Source organism: Roseburia sp. OM02-15, assembly GCF_003481835.1.
In the GTDB taxonomy this organism is placed as follows: domain Bacteria; phylum Bacillota; class Clostridia; order Lachnospirales; family Lachnospiraceae; genus Eubacterium_I; species Eubacterium_I ramulus_A.
The window spans coordinates 3134-23692 of sequence record NZ_QULX01000016.1 but is presented as its reverse complement, the minus strand read 5'-3'; the positions used below and the strand labels follow the sequence as shown (position 1 = coordinate 23692).

Annotated in this window: 16 protein-coding genes and 2 tRNA genes; 2 read left to right on the top strand and 16 right to left on the bottom strand. The window is 42.1% G+C overall.

Annotated features, from left to right (window positions below):
• Positions 1–700 precede the first annotated feature (700 nt).
• Positions 701–2056 carry an SLC13 family permease gene (locus tag DXB15_RS13065; RefSeq protein ID WP_109216346.1) on the top strand — a complete coding sequence of 452 codons (1356 nt, stop codon included), beginning with the start codon at positions 701–703 and terminating at the stop codon, positions 2054–2056.
• 162 nt (positions 2057–2218) lie between these two features.
• Here DXB15_RS13065 and DXB15_RS17760 read toward each other — a convergent pair whose 3' ends face one another.
• The 5 genes from DXB15_RS17760 to DXB15_RS13035 all read right to left on the bottom strand — a co-directional run bounded on the left by DXB15_RS17760 (position 2219) and on the right by DXB15_RS13035 (position 7390).
• Positions 2219–2488, bottom strand: a complete 270-nt coding sequence (locus tag DXB15_RS17760; protein WP_442969705.1) for a helix-turn-helix domain-containing protein — start codon at positions 2486–2488, stop codon at positions 2219–2221.
• 508 nt (positions 2489–2996) lie between these two features.
• On the bottom strand, positions 2997–3188 hold the full coding sequence (locus DXB15_RS13050; protein ID WP_109216344.1) for a ferredoxin: 192 nt from the start codon (positions 3186–3188) through the stop codon (positions 2997–2999).
• A gap of 79 nt (positions 3189–3267) precedes the next feature.
• Entirely contained in the window at positions 3268–4797 is a 1530-nt protein-coding gene (locus DXB15_RS13045; RefSeq protein WP_109216343.1) for an FAD-dependent oxidoreductase, read from the bottom strand.
• Between the two features lie 137 nt (positions 4798–4934).
• Positions 4935–6509 carry a PucR family transcriptional regulator gene (locus DXB15_RS13040; protein ID WP_118703203.1) on the bottom strand — a complete coding sequence of 525 codons (1575 nt, stop codon included), beginning with the start codon at positions 6507–6509 and terminating at the stop codon, positions 4935–4937.
• Entirely contained in the window at positions 6506–7390 is an 885-nt protein-coding gene (locus tag DXB15_RS13035) for a LysR family transcriptional regulator (RefSeq protein ID WP_109216341.1), read from the bottom strand. Before DXB15_RS13035 ends, DXB15_RS13040 begins: the two co-directional genes overlap by 4 nt.
• A 457-nt stretch (positions 7391–7847) precedes the next feature.
• On the opposite strand from DXB15_RS13035, the gene DXB15_RS13030 reads away from it, so the two are divergent.
• Positions 7848–8654, top strand: a complete 807-nt coding sequence (locus DXB15_RS13030) for a DAPG hydrolase family protein (protein WP_118703202.1) — start codon at positions 7848–7850, stop codon at positions 8652–8654.
• A 196-nt stretch (positions 8655–8850) separates the two neighbouring features.
• Here DXB15_RS13030 and DXB15_RS13025 read toward each other — a convergent pair whose 3' ends face one another.
• From DXB15_RS13025 to DXB15_RS12975, 11 genes are all read right to left on the bottom strand, one after another.
• Positions 8851–9879 (bottom strand): DUF4825 domain-containing protein, encoded by a 1029-nt coding sequence (locus tag DXB15_RS13025; protein WP_118703201.1) that lies wholly within the window; start codon positions 9877–9879, stop codon positions 8851–8853.
• Between the two features lie 118 nt (positions 9880–9997).
• The gene (locus DXB15_RS13020; RefSeq protein ID WP_243115654.1) at positions 9998–10498 is read right to left on the bottom strand and encodes an RNA polymerase sigma factor; all 501 of its coding nucleotides are present in this window, start codon (positions 10496–10498) and stop codon (positions 9998–10000) included.
• Between the two features lie 367 nt (positions 10499–10865).
• Positions 10866–12212, bottom strand: a complete 1347-nt coding sequence (locus DXB15_RS13015) for a GntP family permease (RefSeq protein WP_109216336.1) — start codon at positions 12210–12212, stop codon at positions 10866–10868.
• Positions 12213–12419: 207 nt separating this feature from the next.
• Positions 12420–13631 (bottom strand): ABC transporter substrate-binding protein, encoded by a 1212-nt coding sequence (locus DXB15_RS13010; protein ID WP_158582272.1) that lies wholly within the window; start codon positions 13629–13631, stop codon positions 12420–12422.
• Positions 13621–15033: a sensor histidine kinase gene (locus DXB15_RS13005; protein WP_118703198.1), complete on the bottom strand. Its 1413-nt coding sequence runs from the start codon at positions 15031–15033 to the stop codon at positions 13621–13623. Before DXB15_RS13005 ends, DXB15_RS13010 begins: the two co-directional genes overlap by 11 nt.
• Positions 15008–15718: a response regulator transcription factor gene (locus DXB15_RS13000; protein WP_109216333.1), complete on the bottom strand. Its 711-nt coding sequence runs from the start codon at positions 15716–15718 to the stop codon at positions 15008–15010. Before DXB15_RS13000 ends, DXB15_RS13005 begins: the two co-directional genes overlap by 26 nt.
• Before the next feature lie 34 nt (positions 15719–15752).
• Positions 15753–16652, bottom strand: a complete 900-nt coding sequence (locus DXB15_RS12995; RefSeq protein WP_158582271.1) for a LysR family transcriptional regulator — start codon at positions 16650–16652, stop codon at positions 15753–15755.
• Positions 16653–16787: 135 nt separating this feature from the next.
• Entirely contained in the window at positions 16788–18329 is a 1542-nt protein-coding gene (locus DXB15_RS12990) for a WD40/YVTN/BNR-like repeat-containing protein (protein WP_118703196.1), read from the bottom strand.
• A 247-nt stretch (positions 18330–18576) separates the two neighbouring features.
• A complete protein-coding gene (locus tag DXB15_RS12985; RefSeq protein ID WP_118703195.1) occupies positions 18577–20070 on the bottom strand; it encodes a sensor domain-containing diguanylate cyclase in 1494 nt (497 codons plus the stop codon).
• A 165-nt stretch (positions 20071–20235) separates the two neighbouring features.
• Positions 20236–20306, bottom strand: a tRNA-Cys gene (locus tag DXB15_RS12980).
• A gap of 94 nt (positions 20307–20400) precedes the next feature.
• A tRNA-Asn gene (locus DXB15_RS12975) sits at positions 20401–20472 on the bottom strand.
• Between the last annotated feature and the right edge of the window lie 87 nt (positions 20473–20559).

Below are 20559 nucleotides of genomic sequence, written 5' to 3'. Positions count from 1 at the left end.
TAAACATCCGACAGTACATACTCAAAAAACACTCACGTTCTGTCCCGCATCTCCGATATTACACTTTTTCGAATATGTTTACAAAATATCTTTCTCTCAAAATAGCATTTATGTAAACAAAATTCAAGTCGAACGCACGTGAGACTTGGTGCGTGATTCTGGTCAGCGAAAGCTGACATATTCTTCTCAGAATCCCTGCACATCCCCGCGGAGCGCTTATCTCAGTCGGGGATTGTACTCCCACTGAGAAAGACTTGTTATTACTCACCACTTGCAGAAGTGGGAGTCTTCTCGACTGAGGTAAATTATTTTTGACATATATTTTGTAAAAATCTTCTTCATCGAATGCGCTGGCCAACATACAAAATTTTTCACAGTCAGCATCTTTTCTTTGTAAACAGACATAATATCTTAGTGATAAAACTCTATCTGATAAGCCATTCAACAGGATTTTCATACGAAACAAATGACCAAAATAATTTAAAAATATTTATTTGATTCGACAGGAAAATGGAAATGAGCAAAAAACTGGCATGGAATTTGCATTATAGAAATATGTCTGACTTCTATTTGACTTGTCAGTTCTTTTAAGACATAATGATAGCAGGGGCTTTTTACATATGTAGTATATGGTATATTCAGAACGTGATTGGGACGGTTCTGGCTTACTACCGCATACACAAAATTTGAGGAGGTATTTATGGCAGCACAAATCACAGCCGTTATTATTTTCCTGATCATGTTTGCATTGATCATCACGGAAAAAATCCCACGGCACATAGCCACGACCATCTGCAGCATCGCGACTATCATTCTCGTCTTTGGTGTCTGTATGCACAGTGCAACTGCACTCTGGGACACCCTGAACTTTCAAACTTTTACATCTGTTGATTTCTGGCGCGCGGGGGCGGAAGCGACAGAAAGCACAAAAGGAATCAACTGGCAGACCATCATTTTCATCGCTGGTATGATGATCATGGTGGAAGGAATGGCACTTTCCGGATTTTTCTCCTGGCTCTGCCTGACCATTGCCAAAGCAGTCAGATACAACACGACAAAGATTTTTATCATGTTTATGATCCTTGCCTTTGTCCTGTCCATGTTTATTGACAGCATTACCGTAATTTTATTCCTTGCGGCAATCACAATTACCCAAAGTAAACTATTGCAGTTTGATCCGATTCCGGTCATTATCGCAGAAATCTTCTGTTCGAACCTTGGTGGTTCTTCCACGATGTGCGGCGATCCGCCAAATATCATTATCGGAACGGCTCTGCATTATACCTTTACCGATTTCCTGACCAATACCGGTGTGATCGCAATCATCTGTCTGGTATTGATGATTTTCTTCTTTTACATGTGTTTTCGTAAAAAACTTGGTAAACGAAATCTTTCCGAAGAAGAAATCGAAAAAATGCCGACACCGCAGAGTGCCATCACAAATAAACGTGCTTTTATCATCAGCACTGTGATTTTCCTCTGTGCCGTAATTCTGCTGGTAACACATGGTCAGACCGGTTTAACAGTTTCCACCATCGGCATCATTGCCGCGGTTGCTACCTGCATCACAGCAGGTAAGAAAAGCAAAGCAATCCTGCGACGTGTTGATTATCCGACACTTGTATTTTTCACCGGCTTATTTGTAGTCGTTGGCGGTCTGGAAGAAACCGGTATTCTCGAACTGATCGCAACCTTTATTCATGCGATCAGTGGTGGAAATATCACATTTATCGTAATTATTATTATCTGGATCTCCGCTGTAGCAAGCGCGATCATTGATAATATTCCATTTTCGGCTACGATGATCCCGATCATCAAAAGCCTTGCTGCAACTTCCGGTGCAGATCTGTCCGTCCTTGCATGGACACTTGCCCTTGGTACTGACATCGGTGGCAGCGCAACTCCGATCGGTGCTTCTGCGAATGTCGTTGGCATCGCCGTTGCATCCAAAAACGGTCATCATATTTCCTGGAAGCAGTATTGCAAGTACTCCATTCCGGCAACATTGATCGTTATTACTGTTTCTATGTTATATATCATTGTTAGATATATATAAAACAAAAAAGATGCCTTATTTTGCACAACTAAATAGGACTTCATCCTATCCCTATTACAAAAGGCATCTTTACTCCTGCTCTGCCTCCCCCTTATCTTTTCTCATTCTTTTTCGGGGGAGGCAGATTTTATTTTATTATTTTTGATTCCTCTTTCCAAAACATCATGCTTTCTGTTTTGGTACAAATTCAATCTTTAACACCATCCCCATTCCTTCTGCTAATCTTTTTAACAAGTTAACAGATGGATTTCTTGTTCCATTTTCCAGTTTGCTAATATCTGCCTGATCAATCCCTGTACGTTCTGCTAATTCCTTTTGTGTTAAATTTTGAAAAGTACGTGCATCTACAATTGCTCTAATTACATCAAACTCCGGTTGCATTTCTTCATATTCTTTTCGAAAGTTTTCATCATTCATCTGTTTTTCCAACATTTCATTTAATGTTTTCATACCTTCTTCATCCTTTCCATATAGTCTTCTCGTCGCGCTTTTGCTAATTGTATTTCTGCTACAGGTGTTTTTTGTGTCTTCTTGACATATCTTAGCTCTCATTTTTGGATTAAGCTTATCTAAAAATTTTTCTACAGGATTATCTCCGTCCTCTGTTTCATATGCAATAACTTCAAATTTTGTCATATGTATTCCCCTATATTATATGGCACATATACCATATTGTCAATTTTGTTATTTTTCTTTTATTCATTTCTGAGAATGCATTCGTCATGACATTTATAAAGTGTAGCCAGTATATAATGCCTTTCTTTCACCATCAATGCCCGTTTTTATCACAAAATTTTTTCTGTACAAATTGCATAAACCCCATCTTTCTGCTACATCCCTTGTATTTTCTGGCTATATCAAAAATCAGGAGTCAAAAACCTGATTTTTCAACTCCTGAAATAACATCATTTTTGTTTAATTTGCCACCCTAGCATATGATTTATTTTTTCAAATAAATCGCTGTCACCGCACAATCACGTGCCGCATTTTTCGCAGTTTCTTCCAGTTCTGCCGGAAGTTCATCGTATTTCACATCAATACAATCTTTGTCAAAATTATGTGCAAACAACTCTGGATACAGACCTACGCAAATACCGCACCGAACACAATATTCTTTTATTTCAACTTTCATTTTCCGTTCCTCCAACTTTATTTTTCAAAATATACCAAAACTTTTAAAATGCCGTTTTCACAACTCATCTGCTGTTCAATTATGCATTTTTCTCCAGATAATCACAGGCACTGTCTCCTGCAGCAAAACCAAACGGCATTGCAAAATAAGCACCTGCACTTCCACCTGTCGGCGGGTTTCCGTAAAATTCGCTCATCATATTGTCACCGGCTGCGTAAAGTCCCGGAATTGCTTTTCCGTCTTCGCGGATAACCTGCATTTTTCCGTTTACTTTGATACCGCCAATGGTGTCATAACCTGCACAGAAAACACGCATTGCATAGAACGGACCTTTGCGTACCGGGCGGAGATATTTTGCATCTTTTCCGAACTCTTCATCCTCGCCATTATCACAATATCCGTTGTAGCGATCCAGTGTTTCCTCTAAGCCTGCCTGATCGATGCCAGACTGTGCACACAGCTCCTCGATCGTATCTGTCATAAATACGTGTTTGTTGCCTTTTTCGTTGATCAGTGTCTTAAACTGTCCCGGAATATCCGTCAGTTTTTCTACCGGGAAAATGAAATACATGTAGTCCACACCATCTTCTTCCAGATGACGACGGGTATCCTCATCAAATACGATATAGCTCTCACCGTTTGGCTGATTAGCGATACCGGTGCTGATCGCCATATGGTTGTTGGAAATACTTTCATCAATGAAACGCTCGCCGTTTTTGTTTACCCAGAGATACGGCTGCTCCTGAATGGTACGTGTCTCGTTGTATACGATCCACGGAGAACTTGCCACGATGCCCGGTCCAGGAACCAGATTGTGTCCGGATACAGCGATCGCGCTCTGTGCGCCGCCAAGTTTCCATGCAAGCTTCTGTCCGTCACCGGTTTGACCGGAGTTCGGATAGCAGTTAAACAGCACATTTCCGTCACCGGAACAGTTATAATCAGTAAATGTAAATCCGGTATATTTCTTCATCATCTCACGGTCTTCCATAATTCCGCCGCTGGCAATGATGACTGCTTCACATTCCACTTCGATTTCTTCTTTTGTCTCATTATTTACAGCTTTTACGCCATTTACTTTTCCGTTCTCGTCCACCAGAATATCTGTGATCGGTGTGTTGAGCATATACTGTCCGCCACGTTTAATGATATCTTTCATGGCATTCAAACAGATCAGCGCACCGCCGTGTCCTTTTCCACGACCAGGAACCAGATAAAAATCACCATGTGCCATGATCGCCGGCGGAAATCCATCTGCATATTTCGGATTTCCGATATCCTCAAGCTCCAGTTTCTGTGTCTGGATCATCTTAATTCCAAGACGCTCAATATACTCTTTTGTTCTCCAGGAATTGTTTACATACTGACGGATCACGGATGGATTTGCGTTGTAGTTAGAATACTCATACAATAAATGAAATGCTGTATTCTGAAAATCTTTGTCATTTCGAATACTTAAGTATGCGATCGGACAGTTGGAAACTGCTCCACCCTGATACGGTTTCTTCTCAAATACCATTACTTTTTTTCCACGGGCAAGGGCTGCATCTGCTGCAGAAATTCCTGCCATACCACTTCCCATGATTACCAGATCTGTTTTTAACCTCATAAAAATAAAACCTCCTTCACCTGTTGCTCTTTTTCGAACACCTATTAAGGAGATTTTATCAATAACGCTTTTCTATTTGACCTTTCATCTGGCATAAATCATATGTATTTTCAAGAATACAATTGTGCATTTTGCACTCAGCTAAGGTATTGTTCTATCTGCATCGACAAAATATACCGCATCTTTTCCTCCGCGTCATCCAGCGAAATGCCATAGTTTTCTTCCACCGACTGAATCACATTCCGCACTGTATTTCGGTGAATTCCAAGTTCTGCTGATGTGCGTGTTGCACTGCAGTCATTTTTTAGATAACACAACACCGTTTTTCCATATGCACTATGATGCTCCCGATCATACTTTGCCACCTCACGATAAAACTCCGACTGCATCGCCCTCGGATTCATTTCATCTTCCATCCTTGAAAACAGATGATACATCACCACATCCTTATACTGATAGATCACCTGCTCCTTTGTTTTCTGCAAAACATTCTCATTCCATGACAAAGTAAACACCGCCTGTGTGTACGCATCCCGCAGACACCTTAACTCATTAAAAATATTGCTGATCCCGATGCGGTACTGATACTGCTCCAGAAGCTGCCGCAGAATCCCAAGCTCCTTTTCATTGAAAAACACTTCCTGATGCAACGGTACTTTGCTGTATTTCAGCAGACAAATATGTTTCTCATACAAAAACGGTTTGATCTCCCAGGACTGCCGCTCCAACAGACGCGCCAGAAACTTCAGCGGCACATTTTCCTGATTGGAAAAATCAAGAATTCCCAGAGCAAAATAGCCGGTTTCTTCCAGTCCGTCGATCATATTTACCTGCTCCGTGATACGGTCCTCTGGAATTTCTGCCGTTCCAAGCAGGTTTGCCAGAAATGTCTCATACATCATCCGACCATGTCTCTGATTTTCATAATTGCGCTGCAAATAAAAAGACATATTTTTCATAAACATGCGGACCAGATCCAGATATCCATCTTCCGGTGAATGATCCCCACAGAAAAAAGAGGTATAGCCAAGCAGCGTCTGTCCGCTGAAAAACTGCAGATAAATATTCGTGCCAGCGTTTTCCGCTGACGGCGCGATCAACATTTCTCCTTCCCGTATCTGGGAAAAAATCTGCTTTTTCTTCAGCTGCTCCATGGTATGTGCATCCGTATATCCCTGCTGCACGGTTTCCCAAAAGGTCTTGTAATGAGATTCGCAATGCTTTGTATATGCCAGCACATCGAAACTTGCATCAAATACGATCATCGGATATTCCAGAACCGGCTCACTGATATCGATCAGCTCCTGCACGTCCTTTCCTTCCAGCGCCGCAATGTGCATATTTTTGTCCCATTCAACCAGGCGGTAAAAAATTTCCACCAGTGCATTCATGACTTCCGGCACTGATTTTTCCGTCTCGATACAGATCAGATTATTATGAAACTGTCTCCATTTTTTTCGCTGCTCCTGATTTTTCTGACCGGCTTCCTTTTGTGAAAAAATCACCAGCATACATACCGTTTGCGATAATATCTGCGTTTTCTCCGGAATATGCGCGCCATCATATAAATACAAATACTCATCGCTCAGATCTTTCCGTTCCGGAATCCAGTGTTTGATTCCTGCAAATTGCTGTTCCGTCTTTGTTTCCCCTAAAATGGTGATTCCCATATCCCGGATAAAATACAGAAGCATATTTTTCGTAATTGTCATGACAAATCCCCCATCATTTTCTGCAATTTCTTCAACTGCCCGGATATATGTTTTGGGTTATACACCAGGTTTAAAGAAATCGGCATTGCATCGGCGATCGGTATCAAAATCAGGTTTTCCAACGATGCGGCACAGTAATCCCGCGCGATAAACGCCACTCCGCGATTCGCCCGCACCAGCGATACAACCGTTTCCATATTTGGCAGATATTCGATCCTGTTGTGATAATCTCGATGACTTCCATGTAGGAAAAATGGCAGCAACGCATGCTGTACCGGTGCTTCCTGCTCACTCAGATACAAAAGTGTTTCGTTGGAAATATCATGGAAAGAAATCTGTTCATAATCCGCATATTTATGTCCCTTCGGAACTGCCAGTGAAAGCTGTGCTTCATGCAACGTCTGCATTTGCAAAGGTTCCGGACAGGTGGTCGTCGTTGCCAGAATGATTCCCGCATCAATTTTTCCATTTAATAAGTCAGAAAAAATCTGACTTGGCAGACTTCCGGTCAGCTTCAGATCAATTTCCGGATACCGGCTCTGAAACTGCGCCAACACGTCTGCCACATGATAATTCAATGCCCCCGGCATGTGGCACAAATGAAGATCATTTTCCGATACATTTCCTGCTGCCCGCACCCGCTGCAAAAGTTCCTCCCGCTTGTTAAACAGTTCATTTGTCTCTGACAGCAATACTTCCCCCGCATACGTTAGTTTCAGAGAATGTTTTGTCCGGTCAAACAGACTGACACCCAGTTCCGCCTCAAGCTGGCTGATCTGTTTGCTCAGTGCCGGTTGACTGATAAAAAGCTCCTTCGCCGCCTTTGAAATATTCAAATGTTTTACTACTACCAGAAAATATTCTAATGTTTTTGTGGTCATGTGCTTCTCCTTTTAGATTCAAGTCGAACGCACGTGAGACTTGGTGCGTGATTCTGGTCAGCGAAAGCTGACATATTCTTCTCAGAATCACTGCACATCTACACTTCGTTCCGGTCGGCGCAAACCAATTGTCTCCCAGACAATGTGCGCCCCCGCGGAGCGTTTATCTCAGTCGGAGATTGTACTCCCACTGAGAAAGACTTGTTATTACTCACCACTTGCAGAAGTGGGAGTCTTCTCGACTGAGATAAAACAGCACTTCCTTTGTCCCTATATATGCGAATGCTACTTCATAACAATATGATCATCATTTACATATACAGAACAGGTAAACTAAAAATAGTATAACATAAAAGTTATATCTATATCTAATTAAATAGTGTCTTTTTATCTTATTATCAGTTACAATAAAACCATCACAAAACGAAGCATTTTATATAAGGAGGAGGATTTTAACATGAGCAAACCAGGCGTTAAAGTTGGAGTTTCCGAAGAAGAGAAAAAACTTTCTTACTACAAATATTTTGAGCAGGATTTAGCTCCTGTACCAGCTGAGAAAATCACTATTTTACAGGGTGGACCGATCGTCCCGGAAAAATGTATTCCATTTGAGGAGAGAAATAAATTCTTAAAAGGGGAAGCTGATGAATATGCAAACATCGGTTACGGTGTTGCTGCTAACGGAACAGGTCTTGTATGTAATACCACTTACATGCCGGGCGTTACAGGCGAAATGCTTGACTGGTGGTTCCCATGGCATTCCGTAGGATCTGACCTGCGTTACAAAATCTGGGATCCGGAAGATCACTATTTTGCAAGAGCATATCCGGCATCTTACGTTGTAGATCCGAACGTACCAATGAACCAGAAAACATGGGGCGTTGATCACTACATCATGGAGGATGTTGGACCGGGACCTGAGTTCTTACAGCTTTGCTTCAAGAGACCGGCAGATCTTGGCTATGATGAGAGCATCCTTGGTACAGAAAACTGTGAATCTATGGTCTGTGCAGTTGGAAAAAGCAGCTGTGCAGCTGTCATGACGCACAAGTGGCATCCATACAAAAACGGTGTATTATTTGAGTCCCGTTTCTGGATCGGATACCGCATGGATGAAGACGGAAATGTTGTAAAAGCAATTCCGGAAGGCGTATCTATCCCTCCAATCGTACCACAGGGATTATTCGCACACAACATCAAAGAGTTTACAAACCTGGCAGCAATTCTGCCAACCTTATATGAGGAAGAGAAAGATACTTTCTAAATACATATAGTATAAATACTTTTAACTTCAGACTAATACCAAAAATACACGTGGACTGATTGCAATAAGTCAATTCACGTGTATTTTTATACCCATTTTTACTTTTAGTAAATTCAAATCCATTGCATATGAGATTTTTCACACTATCCTGAATCAACATATGCCAGTGTATTTATTCAAAATATTTACTGCCAGTTTACTTTATCAATTCCACCAATTCCTGCAATCCCGCCGGTGTCTGCGCCATCGCCTTCACCGACTGTCCTGCCATCGCATCTGCATCCGCTTCCGTTACCGTCAATGTCGTACTTCCATCCGAATTTTCTGCTCCATCCACACTATACTCAAAGCTGACATAACCCAGATTATCCGTCACCGCGATCAGCAGACAACCAAGCTGTTTCATCTCCTGCTGCAGCCGTTCCACATTGTCAGATGAAGAAATCTGCACATTCAAAAACGTCCATCCATAAGGTTCCTTAGAAGTCTGCAACTGTGTGCCATAAGAAAGTAACGCACCATCATTGATTCCAAGTACCGCTCTGGCAGCCTGCACAGACCGTCCATCCGCAGAAGTATCTCCCACATATGGATTTCTGCTCTGGTACAAATCTGAAACAGTTCCGTCAATCGACACTCCATCATCCCACAAAATCCGATTTTCCAAAACAACCTGTTTTACGTCTTCAGAACTCTGATAATCCACCTGAAACTCATTGGTATGAAACGATGACTTTCTGGTTTCCCGCAAAGATACCGTCACAATGCCATCCTTCTCCTGAAACGCCACATCTGATACACCTTTTGTTGTATCAAGCAGTAACCCTTGCACGGACACGTTATGATCCTCAACGACCACATCTGCCTGCACGAACTCCGCCTGCTCTACCTTCTGCCCAATGACATACACTTTACTCCAAAGTCCCACACCAACCGCAATTGCGAAAATCAGAACTGCTGTCAAAATCCGCATCCGGTTTTTGCTTCGAATCTTTTTCAGATAATCTATTTCTGATAAATTCTTGGAATCAGCCTTCTGCCCCTCATTTATATCAGACACATTCTCTCCATTCATTGGTTCTTGCATCTCACGATATAATTTTCGGCAGCTTTCGCATGTTTTCAAATGTTGTTCCACCGCCTGATTACTCACATCACTTGTCAGTCCATCCACATAAGACGGAAGCAGATCCTGCACAACTTCACACGTCAGATCATTTTTCATGCCATTTCATCTCCCTTCCAAAACATCTTTATTTCCACTTTTCTTATCTTCCTGTCATTATTTCTATCAAAAAACACACTTACATTTCTGCCTGCATCCATTCAACCTTCTCTCACACTTACGTTTCATCCATTTCTAATTGATGCTTAAGATTTGTGCGCGCCCGGAAAAAAGTCACCCGCGCCCAGTTCTCCGTTTTTCCCATAACCTCACCGATCTCCCGAAAAGACAGATTTCCAAACATCCTCAGATACAACACTTCCCTGCCCGGCTCTGGAAACGCATGCAGTTTTTTCAATAACTCCACCTGCCCAATCTGCTGCAGCACTTCCTGCTCCGCCGACACGGTATTTCCTGTCACGCCCACTCCGTCAGACATCAGATCCACATCCGGATCAACCTGCAGCCGCGCATGTTTTTTCGCATAAGCAAAATACTGATTTTTCGCAATGGCGCACAGCCACGTTGTGATCTTGCAGCTTTCATCAAAACGGTCAATACTTCGTACCGCCTGATAAAACGTTTCCTGCGTCAGTTCTTCCGCCAGATCCGCATCATGCGTCAATGACATCAGATATTTAAACACCGTCTGCGCATGCTGACGGTATACAGCATCCATATCCTGCACCTGCGTTTCCCCTCCTTTCCGCCAACGTTATTTTGTTTCTTAAATACACTCCATATCTTAACCGTTTCAACCAGCATTAAAAAAACTTACTTAAACAACCTGTATTTTTGTTGTTCTATCTATTAATAGCCGTTTTCCCACTTTCGTTACAGCATATTTCCGTTTTTCTAATTGTATTTTACAGATTATTAAATGTCCGTTCAACCTGTAAACCATAAAAATGCCGCGTGGCTTTCTATTAAAGGAAAACCATGCGGCACTTATTTTGCTTCTTCCTGTTTGGAAGGGGTTCTATTACCGGATATGGAAAAATCTCCATTTCCTGTAATCAGTTTTTTTCATTATGTACTTACGCTGCTTATGCAAGACCTGGGAAAATTGTCAGGATCAATGCAACAACCAGAGCAGTAATTGTTGTATTTAATACAGTTGTGATAAATACATATTTGTAAGAATCTTTGATCTCAACTTCTGCAATACCTGTAGCGATGATATATCCCGGGTTTGTCGGTAATGTATCAAGTGTCTGAGATGCAAATACGGATACACGGTGCAGAGCACTCATGTTGATACCCATGCTTGCGAATGTCTCTGACATGTACGGTAATGTAGCGGACAGACCTGCAGGACCTGATCCGGATGCACCAGTCAGTAATGCGATTGCAAGTACTACCTTGAATAATGCCGGACCACCCATGTTTAATAATCCGTTTGTCAGTACCGGGAATGCCGGAGATGCTGCTACGACACCACCGATAGCTCCAAGTAAACCAACCTGAAGAACCAGCATAGTTGTCTGCTCTCCAACCGGTTTGATCAGTTCTTTCAGTCCTGAGAATTTTCCATAATATGGGAAGAAGAAAATCAGGGAAAGAATGATGTTGAGCATCATACTTACTAAAATGTTCCATCCAAGTCCGTTAAAGCAGATCAGTGTTACTGCGATCGGGATAATGGAAAGTAACCAGTGCGGTGTTTTCTGTCCCTCCGGACGTTTTGGTGCGTTTGGTGCAACGTCGTATACGTGTCCTTTTGCGATTTCTTTTTTAGAGATAATGTTCATCATAACGATGTTCAGGATCAGGACAACTGCGCCACCGATAAATCCAGGAACTGCTGCTGCCATCGGAGATGTACCAAGCATCTGTACAGCGATAACGTTCTGGTCGGATGTAGTACCCGGCATAGAGCATGCTGCAGTTGCAAGTGCTCCTAAAACAACACCAGGGCCCATAGCTCTTGGCATTTTTGCTTTTTCAAACAAGTCCATAGCGATCGGGAATAAAATGAACATCAGTACAACCGGGTTCATTCCACTGTAAGCAAGTACAGTACCGATTACATAAATTGTAAGGATAGCAAGAATCGGTTTCATAACAACCTGCTGACCTGCGGCAGCCTGTTTTCTTGCTTTGATTGTGAATAAATCATATAATGCGTTTGCGATGGATAATGCAGCACCACTTGCGTTATATAATGCAGCGATAACACATCCCATCAATACCGGACCAAGCATTGCTGTAACATAGTTACATACGCTTGGCAGCATAGTGTCTGTAAATGTTGTCAACAGGTTCATTCCGTTGAACAACGCGATCAGCAGTGCACATAACGGTGCAAGAATAATTGTGCTGATTCCTTTGTATGCGCCGTAGATCAAAACAGCGACACCAACAATAATGCCTATAATACCTAATGCAGCCATTTCTCATTCTCCTCCTTTGTCTGAGTATTTTTATGACTATACTTAGTATAAAATATAAACATTCTATAATCAAATACTAAAAATTTTATTAAATCATATCAATTTTGATATACAACATTTCTGTACATTCCTCACATGCAGAACATTTTCTTGAAATCATCACGCTCACAGGGAAACAGCATATTTTTCTACAAATCTACACGATTACTACCTGCTGCTCCGGTTCACCGGCGTCTTCCCATCAAACACGAAAAACTGGTAATCCGTCACTTTCTGTCCCTCCTGCCACTGGTAAGAGCTCTGAATACCTTTCAACTGCTTGGAATTATAAAACCAGTCAACCACTTCCTGATTGCCAATAAACTCCTTATAATTCTCACTGGTAATGCCAAATTCCTCATAACACTGACAGATCGCCATTACCGAATCATAATAATCTGCCACCGGATTCGACACCTGCTCCGTCCCATGACGGGCGATCCGATAATCCTGCAGCAATTGCTGCCAGTCTTTTCCCTGATAAACCGGATCAAATTTATTCCAGATAGAAATGCCATCCAGCATATTTCCTGCCACATCAAACAATTCACTGCCATACGCGGAAAAAGAAGTAGAAATCTGCCGACCTTCCTCCACTCCATGACTTCTGAGTTTCAACAGAATATTTCCGGTTTCCTTGCCACGCACCAGAAAAATATATCCGTCCGCCCCCTGATTCAATGCCTGAATGGCATAATAGGCATAATCCTTATCACTGGCTCCCTGCCTGATATCCACGATCTTCAAAAGATGCAGTCCCATATCCTCCAGACGATCCTGCAAAAGTTCCGTCGTATTTTCCTGAGACTCATCCTCCGACATGGTAAAAAGCACCACATTTTTGATATCCGGATTTGCCTGTGACCATACCCGCACTTCCTCCAGATCGCCTGCCTCCGAATCGCTCATATAAGAGATTCCATGCGGTGCCATGGTATTTCTGGATTCCGCAAAAGAATATGCCGCAATATTAATAGTCTGATTACGCTCCACATTTTTTGCAATATACGCGGTCTCCGGCGCATCCATTGGTCCAAGAACCAGAAAAGAAGCCCGGCTTGCACCCTGAAAAAGACTCAGCGCTTTACTTTTCTCTGAATTGGTATTTTCCGAAATGATCTGGACCTTACAGCCATTCACGCCGCCATTTTCATTCACTTTATCTGCCGCATATTCTGCTGCCCACAAGGCAGATTTTCCCAGAGAACGGTACTCTCCGCTCTCCTGAGACAGAACCACCACCGGCAGATACCCGTTTTCCAGAGACTGATTAATTTTTTCTTCAAAGGCACTTGCCTGCAGATCGCGCTGCAGGGCGGTACGTGATAATACCACCAGAAACACGATCACAACAATTGCCTGCCACACTCTATTTTTCATCGTACGCCTCCAGCATAAACCAGAAACAGGTTCCTTTATTCGGCGTGCTCTCCACACCAAACGGCGCATGATGCAGTTTCAGGATCTCACTTGCAATATTCAAGCCCACACCCATGCCGCATTTTTCCCGTTCATTCGGTTTTACCTGATAAAACCGGTTCCAGATATACGGAAGTTTGTCCGGTTCGATTCCGATTCCATAATCAATGACTTCCACCCGGACGCTGCCCTGATACCGCCGGATCAGAATTCGTGCCTCCGTTTTATCTCCGGAATATTTTACCGCATTGGAAGCAAAATTGTAGATCACCCGGTAGATCAGACGACGATCTGCCTGCACCTGCACATCCTCCATGCATTCCAGTTTAAAATGAAACTCCGGTCGGTTTGCACAGACACTGGATAACACTTCCTCTGCCACGCCGCGAATCGAAAATACCGTTTCTTCCATTTCCATCGTTCCGGACTGCAATTTTGCCAGATCCAAAGTATCACTGATAAAGTTTGTCAGTCGATCCGTCTCATCCAGAATCATCCGCACATGTTCTTCCCTTTTCTCCGGAATTTCCCCGGAAAAGGCTTCCAGCATTTCCGCATACATGCGAATTACTGTTAATGGTGTTTTCATATCATGACTGACATTTGCCACAAAATCCCGTCGCAGGGATTCCGTTTTATTAAATTCCTGTTCCGCCTGTTCCAGTGTATCTGCAAGCTGTCTGGCTTCCACCGGACCTTCCCGGACAAACACAGTTTTATAATCACCTGCTGCCATCTGTTGTGCACTCTTATTCAGATGCTGAAATGGTCGCGAAAAATGTATTGCCAGACAGATAGACAGAATCGATGCCAGAATCAGCACCGTCACTGTCACCAGCAAATACCGACTGGTCAGAAGCCGCATCAGTGCATCCACATCTGCCAGTGATTTGCTCACCACCAGCACTTCTCTGGCGCCGTCAATATTTGCCAGCACCACTGCCTGAACCACCCAATTCGATATCCTGACATCATCTTTTACATAATACTGACAGATTCCATCCGACTCATCCAACCGCTGAAACAGCGTCTCATCTACAATATCATCCTGCTGCGGCGCCGCATTTTCTCCCTGATTGTTTACCGACAGCAACACCTGCATATCTTTTTCCGATACGATCTGAACAAAATAATCATTCGTCTTCGCCAAAAAAGCGATATTTGCCTCAAAATCTTCCTGATCGTACATATCCCAGATAGACTGTGCGGCCGCTTTCAGGTCATTTTCTGCCTGTTCCTGATATTTTCCCTGTACCGAAAAATGTAACACCATCCAGAACATGATCGCCATTGCGCCTGCAAGTCCCATAAATCCAACCCACAGACCAAACATCATCTTATGTTTCTTTCTGATCAGCTTCAAATTTATATCCTGCCCCTCTGTATGTTACAATGTAGGTGCGATGTTCCCCTAAGGCATGCCGCAGCATCTTGATCTGTGCATCCACCGTCCGGTCATCTCCCATGAAATCAAATCCCCACACTTTTTCCAGTAACGCGTCTCTAGAAAAAACAATGCCTCTGTTTCTCACCAGAAAAAACAGCAGATCATACTCCTTGGGGCGTAGTTCCACACGCACACCATCCACAAAAACTTCCCTCGCAGACACATTGACAGAAAGTCCCTCAAATTCGTATTTTTCTACTTCCTGATATGTGCCTTCCGTCTCTGTTTTCTTTTTATTTTTCTGATTCCGCTGCAAGATCACACCGATCCGCGCCACCAGTTCACGAATCGAAAATGGTTTCACCACGTAATCATCAATTCCAAGTTCAAATCCCTGTAGCTTATCATATTCCTCTCCTTTTGCGGAAAGCATCAGCGCAGGAATATCTTTGATCTCCCGGATTTTTTTATATGCTTCGTATCCGTCCATCTCCGGCATCATAATATCCATGATAATGACGTCAAAATCCTTCTGCCGGCAACGTTCCACCGCTTCTTTTCCGTTGGCAGCTTCCTCTACTTCATATCCCTGATATTCTGCAAATTCCCGGATTCCCATACGGATCGATAATTCATCATCCACCACTAAAATTTTCGCCATTGTCCCACCCCCATGATACTTTGTATCATAACTTTTATGCGATAATTTTGCAACTTGTAGATGCTTCTCCTGTTATCATAGCCAGCAAAATATTGAGTACCGACTGCTCCTCCGGTTGTTTCCATGCCGCCGCGATCTGTACGGAATGTTCCAACGGACAGCACTGAAATCCCTGTGTATACACATTTCTCACCCATGAATTGCAGACAGTCACCCCAAGACCATTTTCCACATTCATCAGAATCGATTCCATACTGTTTACGCTGCAGAAATTCGGCACAAATCCATACTTACTTCCAATTGTCCGGATATACTCCGCCTGCATATCTTCCCGGTCATCTGCCAGCACAAAAAATGTTTCCTTCCGAAAATCCTCCGGCTTCCAGTTCTTCTTTTTATTCCGAAACAGCGTATTCGAAAACAAGATCACTTCCGGTGCCGTATCGATCACAAATGTTTGTGCATCATAAATCTTAGCCGCACGTTCTTCTAATGTAATGATCAGATCCAGCTGACCCATCTGAAAACGTGCAGACAGCTCCTGAAGATTATAAGCTTCCAGAGACACCTTAACTCCCGGATATTCCAGACGCAGTTTTTTTAAAATCGGTTGAATATAACTTCCGATATTCCATCCGTTGACATAACCGATGCGGATCATGCCCATTTCCAGTGCTTCCAGACGCTCTACCCGCTCTTTTGCATCTGCCATGCACTGTTCCACTTTCTGAAATACATTCTGATAAATCCGTCCCGCCTCTGTCAGCGCAATATGTTTTCCACTTCTGTCAAAAAGCTGCACATTCAGTTCTTTTTCCAGACGCGCGATGTTTCTGCTCAAATTTGGCTGAGAAATATAAATTTTCTCTGCCGCTTTACAAAAACTGCCTTCTGCTGCCACCGATAAAAAACTTTGTACTAACGTGTCGTTCATCATATTTCCCCCATGCGTTTTTCGAACATTTTAAGCCCGTAAAATTTACTGTTTTCACCATAAATCTTTCCGTCAACTTTTGATGCTCCCATCATAGCAGAGAATTATGATAGCTAAATGAATTTTGAAAAATTTTTATTCCCCATCATTACCATAGTCAGAAAAAGCTCCTGCAAACGTCCACGTTTTTCCCTGATCCTCAGTCGTAAAACAGATTCCTTCCTGCTCGCCCACCTGATTGATCAGCTTAATTTTATACGTGTCACCATCTTTTTCCGGCATCATCATATACTGATAGTCGCTTGCGGAAAAATGCAGTTCCGACGCATATGGAGATAACTCCGTTGCCGAATCCAGCGGCAATGTCACCGGCTCAAAAGTCGCACCACCGTTGTAAGTCACATAAATCTGCGAATGTGCCCCGGAAGCGCCTGCCAGTCCCGCAAATCCAAACTGACTGTCGAAAAACTCCAGACCTTCTGCCACACCCATTGTCCCATCAAACGGATCTTCATTTATTTTTGTCCATGTTTTACCGCCATCTGTCGTCTGATTCAGATCATAAAACCTGCTGCCTGCAGCCGCATCGACGATTTCCAATCGCCAGCCCAGATTTTTTTCCACATAAAATTCCACAGAACCATTATTCTGATCCACATGCCATCCATCCGACAACTGCGCCTCCAGCGACTGTTCTGCCTCATGTTCCTCCGACAGTTCACTCAATGGTGTATACTGAGGCTCCATCATATAACGCACCGGTGTGATCGTATCCTCCATTCCCGGAATATAGAGAGACACTTCGTACCCGCTCATCTCTCCGCCTGCATCCAATGCAGAAAAATCTGTCTCTCCACTGACGACACCGTCACCATCCACATCTCCCGGCAAATACTCCAATCCATCACTGGTTGTAAAGGAACGAACACCATAATATAACACGCCATAGGTCACAGTTTTTCCCGATGTCGCATTAATTGCTTTCTGCCACCGACTGACATATTTCTGACAATCTGCAAAACTCAAAATACGGATCATCGGTTGCAACAAATGATCAGAATCATAAGATCCACTGGTATAGCCATCCAGATCAACTCTGATTTTGTCACTCTTGGTTGCGTCATAAGAAATCAGAAATGTTCTGTCTTTGTCATTCTTATCTCTTCCATATAAAAAGGTATTCACCTTCTGCACGGTTCCACGTTCATTAAAAATAATTTTTACGCCATCACCGGCAACGTATAATTCCTTCGGCAGATCAATCTTCTTGCCAATATCATCCAGCAATCCCTGCACACCATTGTTGAAAAAATTATCATGATCATAAGAAACATACTGAACCGTCTGCTTTTCCTGCAGCTTTTCTGCCAGCCGTCCATGTCCCGGAATCGCAGAATAAATCACACCTCCGACAGCACAGCCGCTTCCGATCAGAATGATTAACAGTGAGATCCAGAAAGAAAATCCTCTTTCCTGTGTCAGACTTCCATTTTTCTTCAAATAAGCAGTCAGCACGCTCCATATGATGATACTACAGATCAAAGCCGCTCCGATTGCTCCGATAATGATCACACTGAGCCGTCTGCCGCCATACTGACATACATGCCAGACCTGAAATAGCAGTAACAGGTAGCATACAATGTTCAATTTTCCACAAATTTTTCTTATTGCACTCACTTCAAAATCACACTCCTGCTTTTCAAAATCCCAAAAATATCTCTGTTTTCTATCCTACTAATAGATCAACATATTTTTTAATTATATATTACTTTTTGATAGCAGGAATCGCAATCTCACTTTTTGTATTATTCAAAATATCATCACACTCAAATACGCCACGCTGACCACTTACTATAATGATTTTCCATAAACCATTTATAGTAAGATACTCTCCATCTTCACATATATTTTTCTTAGAAAATTTTTATTCCTCTGTCGTATTCTCCGTCCAATTCGGATTGTAAATAGAATAACCGTTTCGACCGCCTCTCTTTGTCTCATACAGTGCCTGATCCGCATGTCGATACAGCTCAATAAACGTATTTCCGTTATCCGGTGCCAATGCCACACCAACACTGATCGTAATACTGCGGTTATCCATTTCCTCAATCTTCATTTCCGGAAGATTCTTCAACAGATTATGAATTCTCTGCTCTGCCTTGTCCCGATCAGAAATATTGCGCATTAAAATGACAAACTCATCGCCACCGATACGTCCTACAATATCATCTTCCCGGAACTGGCCCTGCAAAAATTTTCCAAGCATACTTAAGACTTTGTCACCTACAAGATGACCGTAACTGTCATTCACGCTCTTAAAATAATCTACATCCAGAATCACAAAACCATGCTGTCCAGATTCCTGCTGTAAGATTCGTTCGATAAATTTCTGTGTGTAGTCTTTGTTATACAATCCCGTCAGAGCATCACGCTGTGCTACTGCCAGTAATTTTACCTTTTCCCGATTATTTTTACGTGCAATATAAATAACTAAAATACCTACTAACACGCAAAATACCAACATGAAGATCATTTCATATTCCTGAATAAAAGCATAGGATTTCTGCGCTGCTTTGACCGGAACAATATAACAAAGCATCCAGTCATTCATTCCGATTGGCATATAAGTCATATAGTAGTCCTGTGCACTTGTATTATCCAAACCTAAGCGAATAAAACCAGATTCACTTGCAATAAAATCATCCTGCACCTGTGCCAGTGTATCTTCCTGATTTTTATTTTTCTCTGTGTAATATGTAAATAAATTATCACCATATTCAATCTGTTTTTTATTACCATTTCCATCTTCATAGGTAATAATTTTTCCCGTATGATTAACGATCAATGTATCGCCTTCACCATCAAACAGATCATCAAACAGCATATGACTTAACATTGTTACATTGTAAGAACCGCCTAAAATACCGATTATCTGCTGATTTTTATCATATACCGGCACCCCAAGAACCACTCTTGTTTCCTGATCAACACTACTCTCCAGCGGATCACTTAAGGTCTGCTGTCCATTAATTGCTTCTTTGAAATACCGTCTGTGAGAAACATTTTTTACAACACCATTGTCATAATATGCCGTTCCATCCGGTTCAATCAATGCCGTCCGCTCCAGATCTGTTGATTCATAAATATTGATCAACTTATCTAAATGCTCCTGAGTAATCAGCTCCTCATCCTGCCCCATTTCTTTTGCCAACCCATTCAAATACTGATAATGAATTGCTAAAATAGAGCTCAAATGTTCACTCTGACGTTTTACATTATTCATCATTGTTCTCTGTGAATTTTTCTCCACAGAATGCTGTACTCCGGCAAAAAATACTAAAATGCCAATTACCACCGCAATAATGAAAACACCAGTTGCCACAATATAATTTTTTAACTGCGATGTCTTTTTTCTCATATGTTTATCCTCACATCTTTGGTCTTATTAATTCCTATTTTTATAATAATACCAAATAAATAATTAACAATAAAGTTATTTATTTCAATATTTACGGTTTTTTTACACTTCTATTTAGTTAGAACATAAAAAACCTCAAAAACTTTTGATTTCTGAGGTTACTAGAGGCGACAACCAGATTCGAACTGGTGATAGAGGTGTTGCAGACCTTTGCCTTACCACTTGGCTATGTCGCCATATTTAATTAATATACTTTTTGCATTATATCATTCCCGAAGGAATAAGTCAATATGCGAAAATTCATTTCGTAAATAATTAATTACGAAAAAACTCCCCGAGTAGGGCTCGAACCTACAACAACTCGGTTAACAGCCGAGTGCTCTACCATTGAGCTATCGAGGAATAAGGTACATGATATATACCTTCAAAACTTCACACAGAAATCCGATTCATTTCAACCTTTTGGTCAAGCCCTCAAACGATTAGTAA

Bases quoted from the DNA above. Each gene is read 5' to 3' on its own strand.
- DXB15_RS13065 (WP_109216346.1), top strand. From the start codon at position 701: ATGGCAGCACAAATCACAGCCGTTATTATTTTCCTGATCATGTTTGCA.
- DXB15_RS17760 (WP_442969705.1), bottom strand. From the start codon at position 2,488: ATGTTGGAAAAACAGATGAATGATGAAAACTTTCGAAAAGAATATGAA.
- DXB15_RS13050 (WP_109216344.1), bottom strand. From the start codon at position 3,188: ATGAAAGTTGAAATAAAAGAATATTGTGTTCGGTGCGGTATTTGCGTA.
- DXB15_RS13045 (WP_109216343.1), bottom strand. From the start codon at position 4,797: ATGAGGTTAAAAACAGATCTGGTAATCATGGGAAGTGGTATGGCAGGA.
- DXB15_RS13040 (WP_118703203.1), bottom strand. From the start codon at position 6,509: ATGACAATTACGAAAAATATGCTTCTGTATTTTATCCGGGATATGGGA.
- DXB15_RS13035 (WP_109216341.1), bottom strand. From the start codon at position 7,390: ATGACCACAAAAACATTAGAATATTTTCTGGTAGTAGTAAAACATTTG.
- DXB15_RS13030 (WP_118703202.1), top strand. From the start codon at position 7,848: ATGAGCAAACCAGGCGTTAAAGTTGGAGTTTCCGAAGAAGAGAAAAAA.
- DXB15_RS13025 (WP_118703201.1), bottom strand. From the start codon at position 9,879: ATGAAAAATGATCTGACGTGTGAAGTTGTGCAGGATCTGCTTCCGTCT.
- DXB15_RS13020 (WP_243115654.1), bottom strand. From the start codon at position 10,498: ATGGATGCTGTATACCGTCAGCATGCGCAGACGGTGTTTAAATATCTG.
- DXB15_RS13015 (WP_109216336.1), bottom strand. From the start codon at position 12,212: ATGGCTGCATTAGGTATTATAGGCATTATTGTTGGTGTCGCTGTTTTG.
- DXB15_RS13010 (WP_158582272.1), bottom strand. From the start codon at position 13,631: ATGAAAAATAGAGTGTGGCAGGCAATTGTTGTGATCGTGTTTCTGGTG.
- DXB15_RS13000 (WP_109216333.1), bottom strand. From the start codon at position 15,718: ATGGCGAAAATTTTAGTGGTGGATGATGAATTATCGATCCGTATGGGA.
- DXB15_RS12995 (WP_158582271.1), bottom strand. From the start codon at position 16,652: ATGAACGACACGTTAGTACAAAGTTTTTTATCGGTGGCAGCAGAAGGC.
- DXB15_RS12985 (WP_118703195.1), bottom strand. From the start codon at position 20,070: ATGAGAAAAAAGACATCGCAGTTAAAAAATTATATTGTGGCAACTGGT.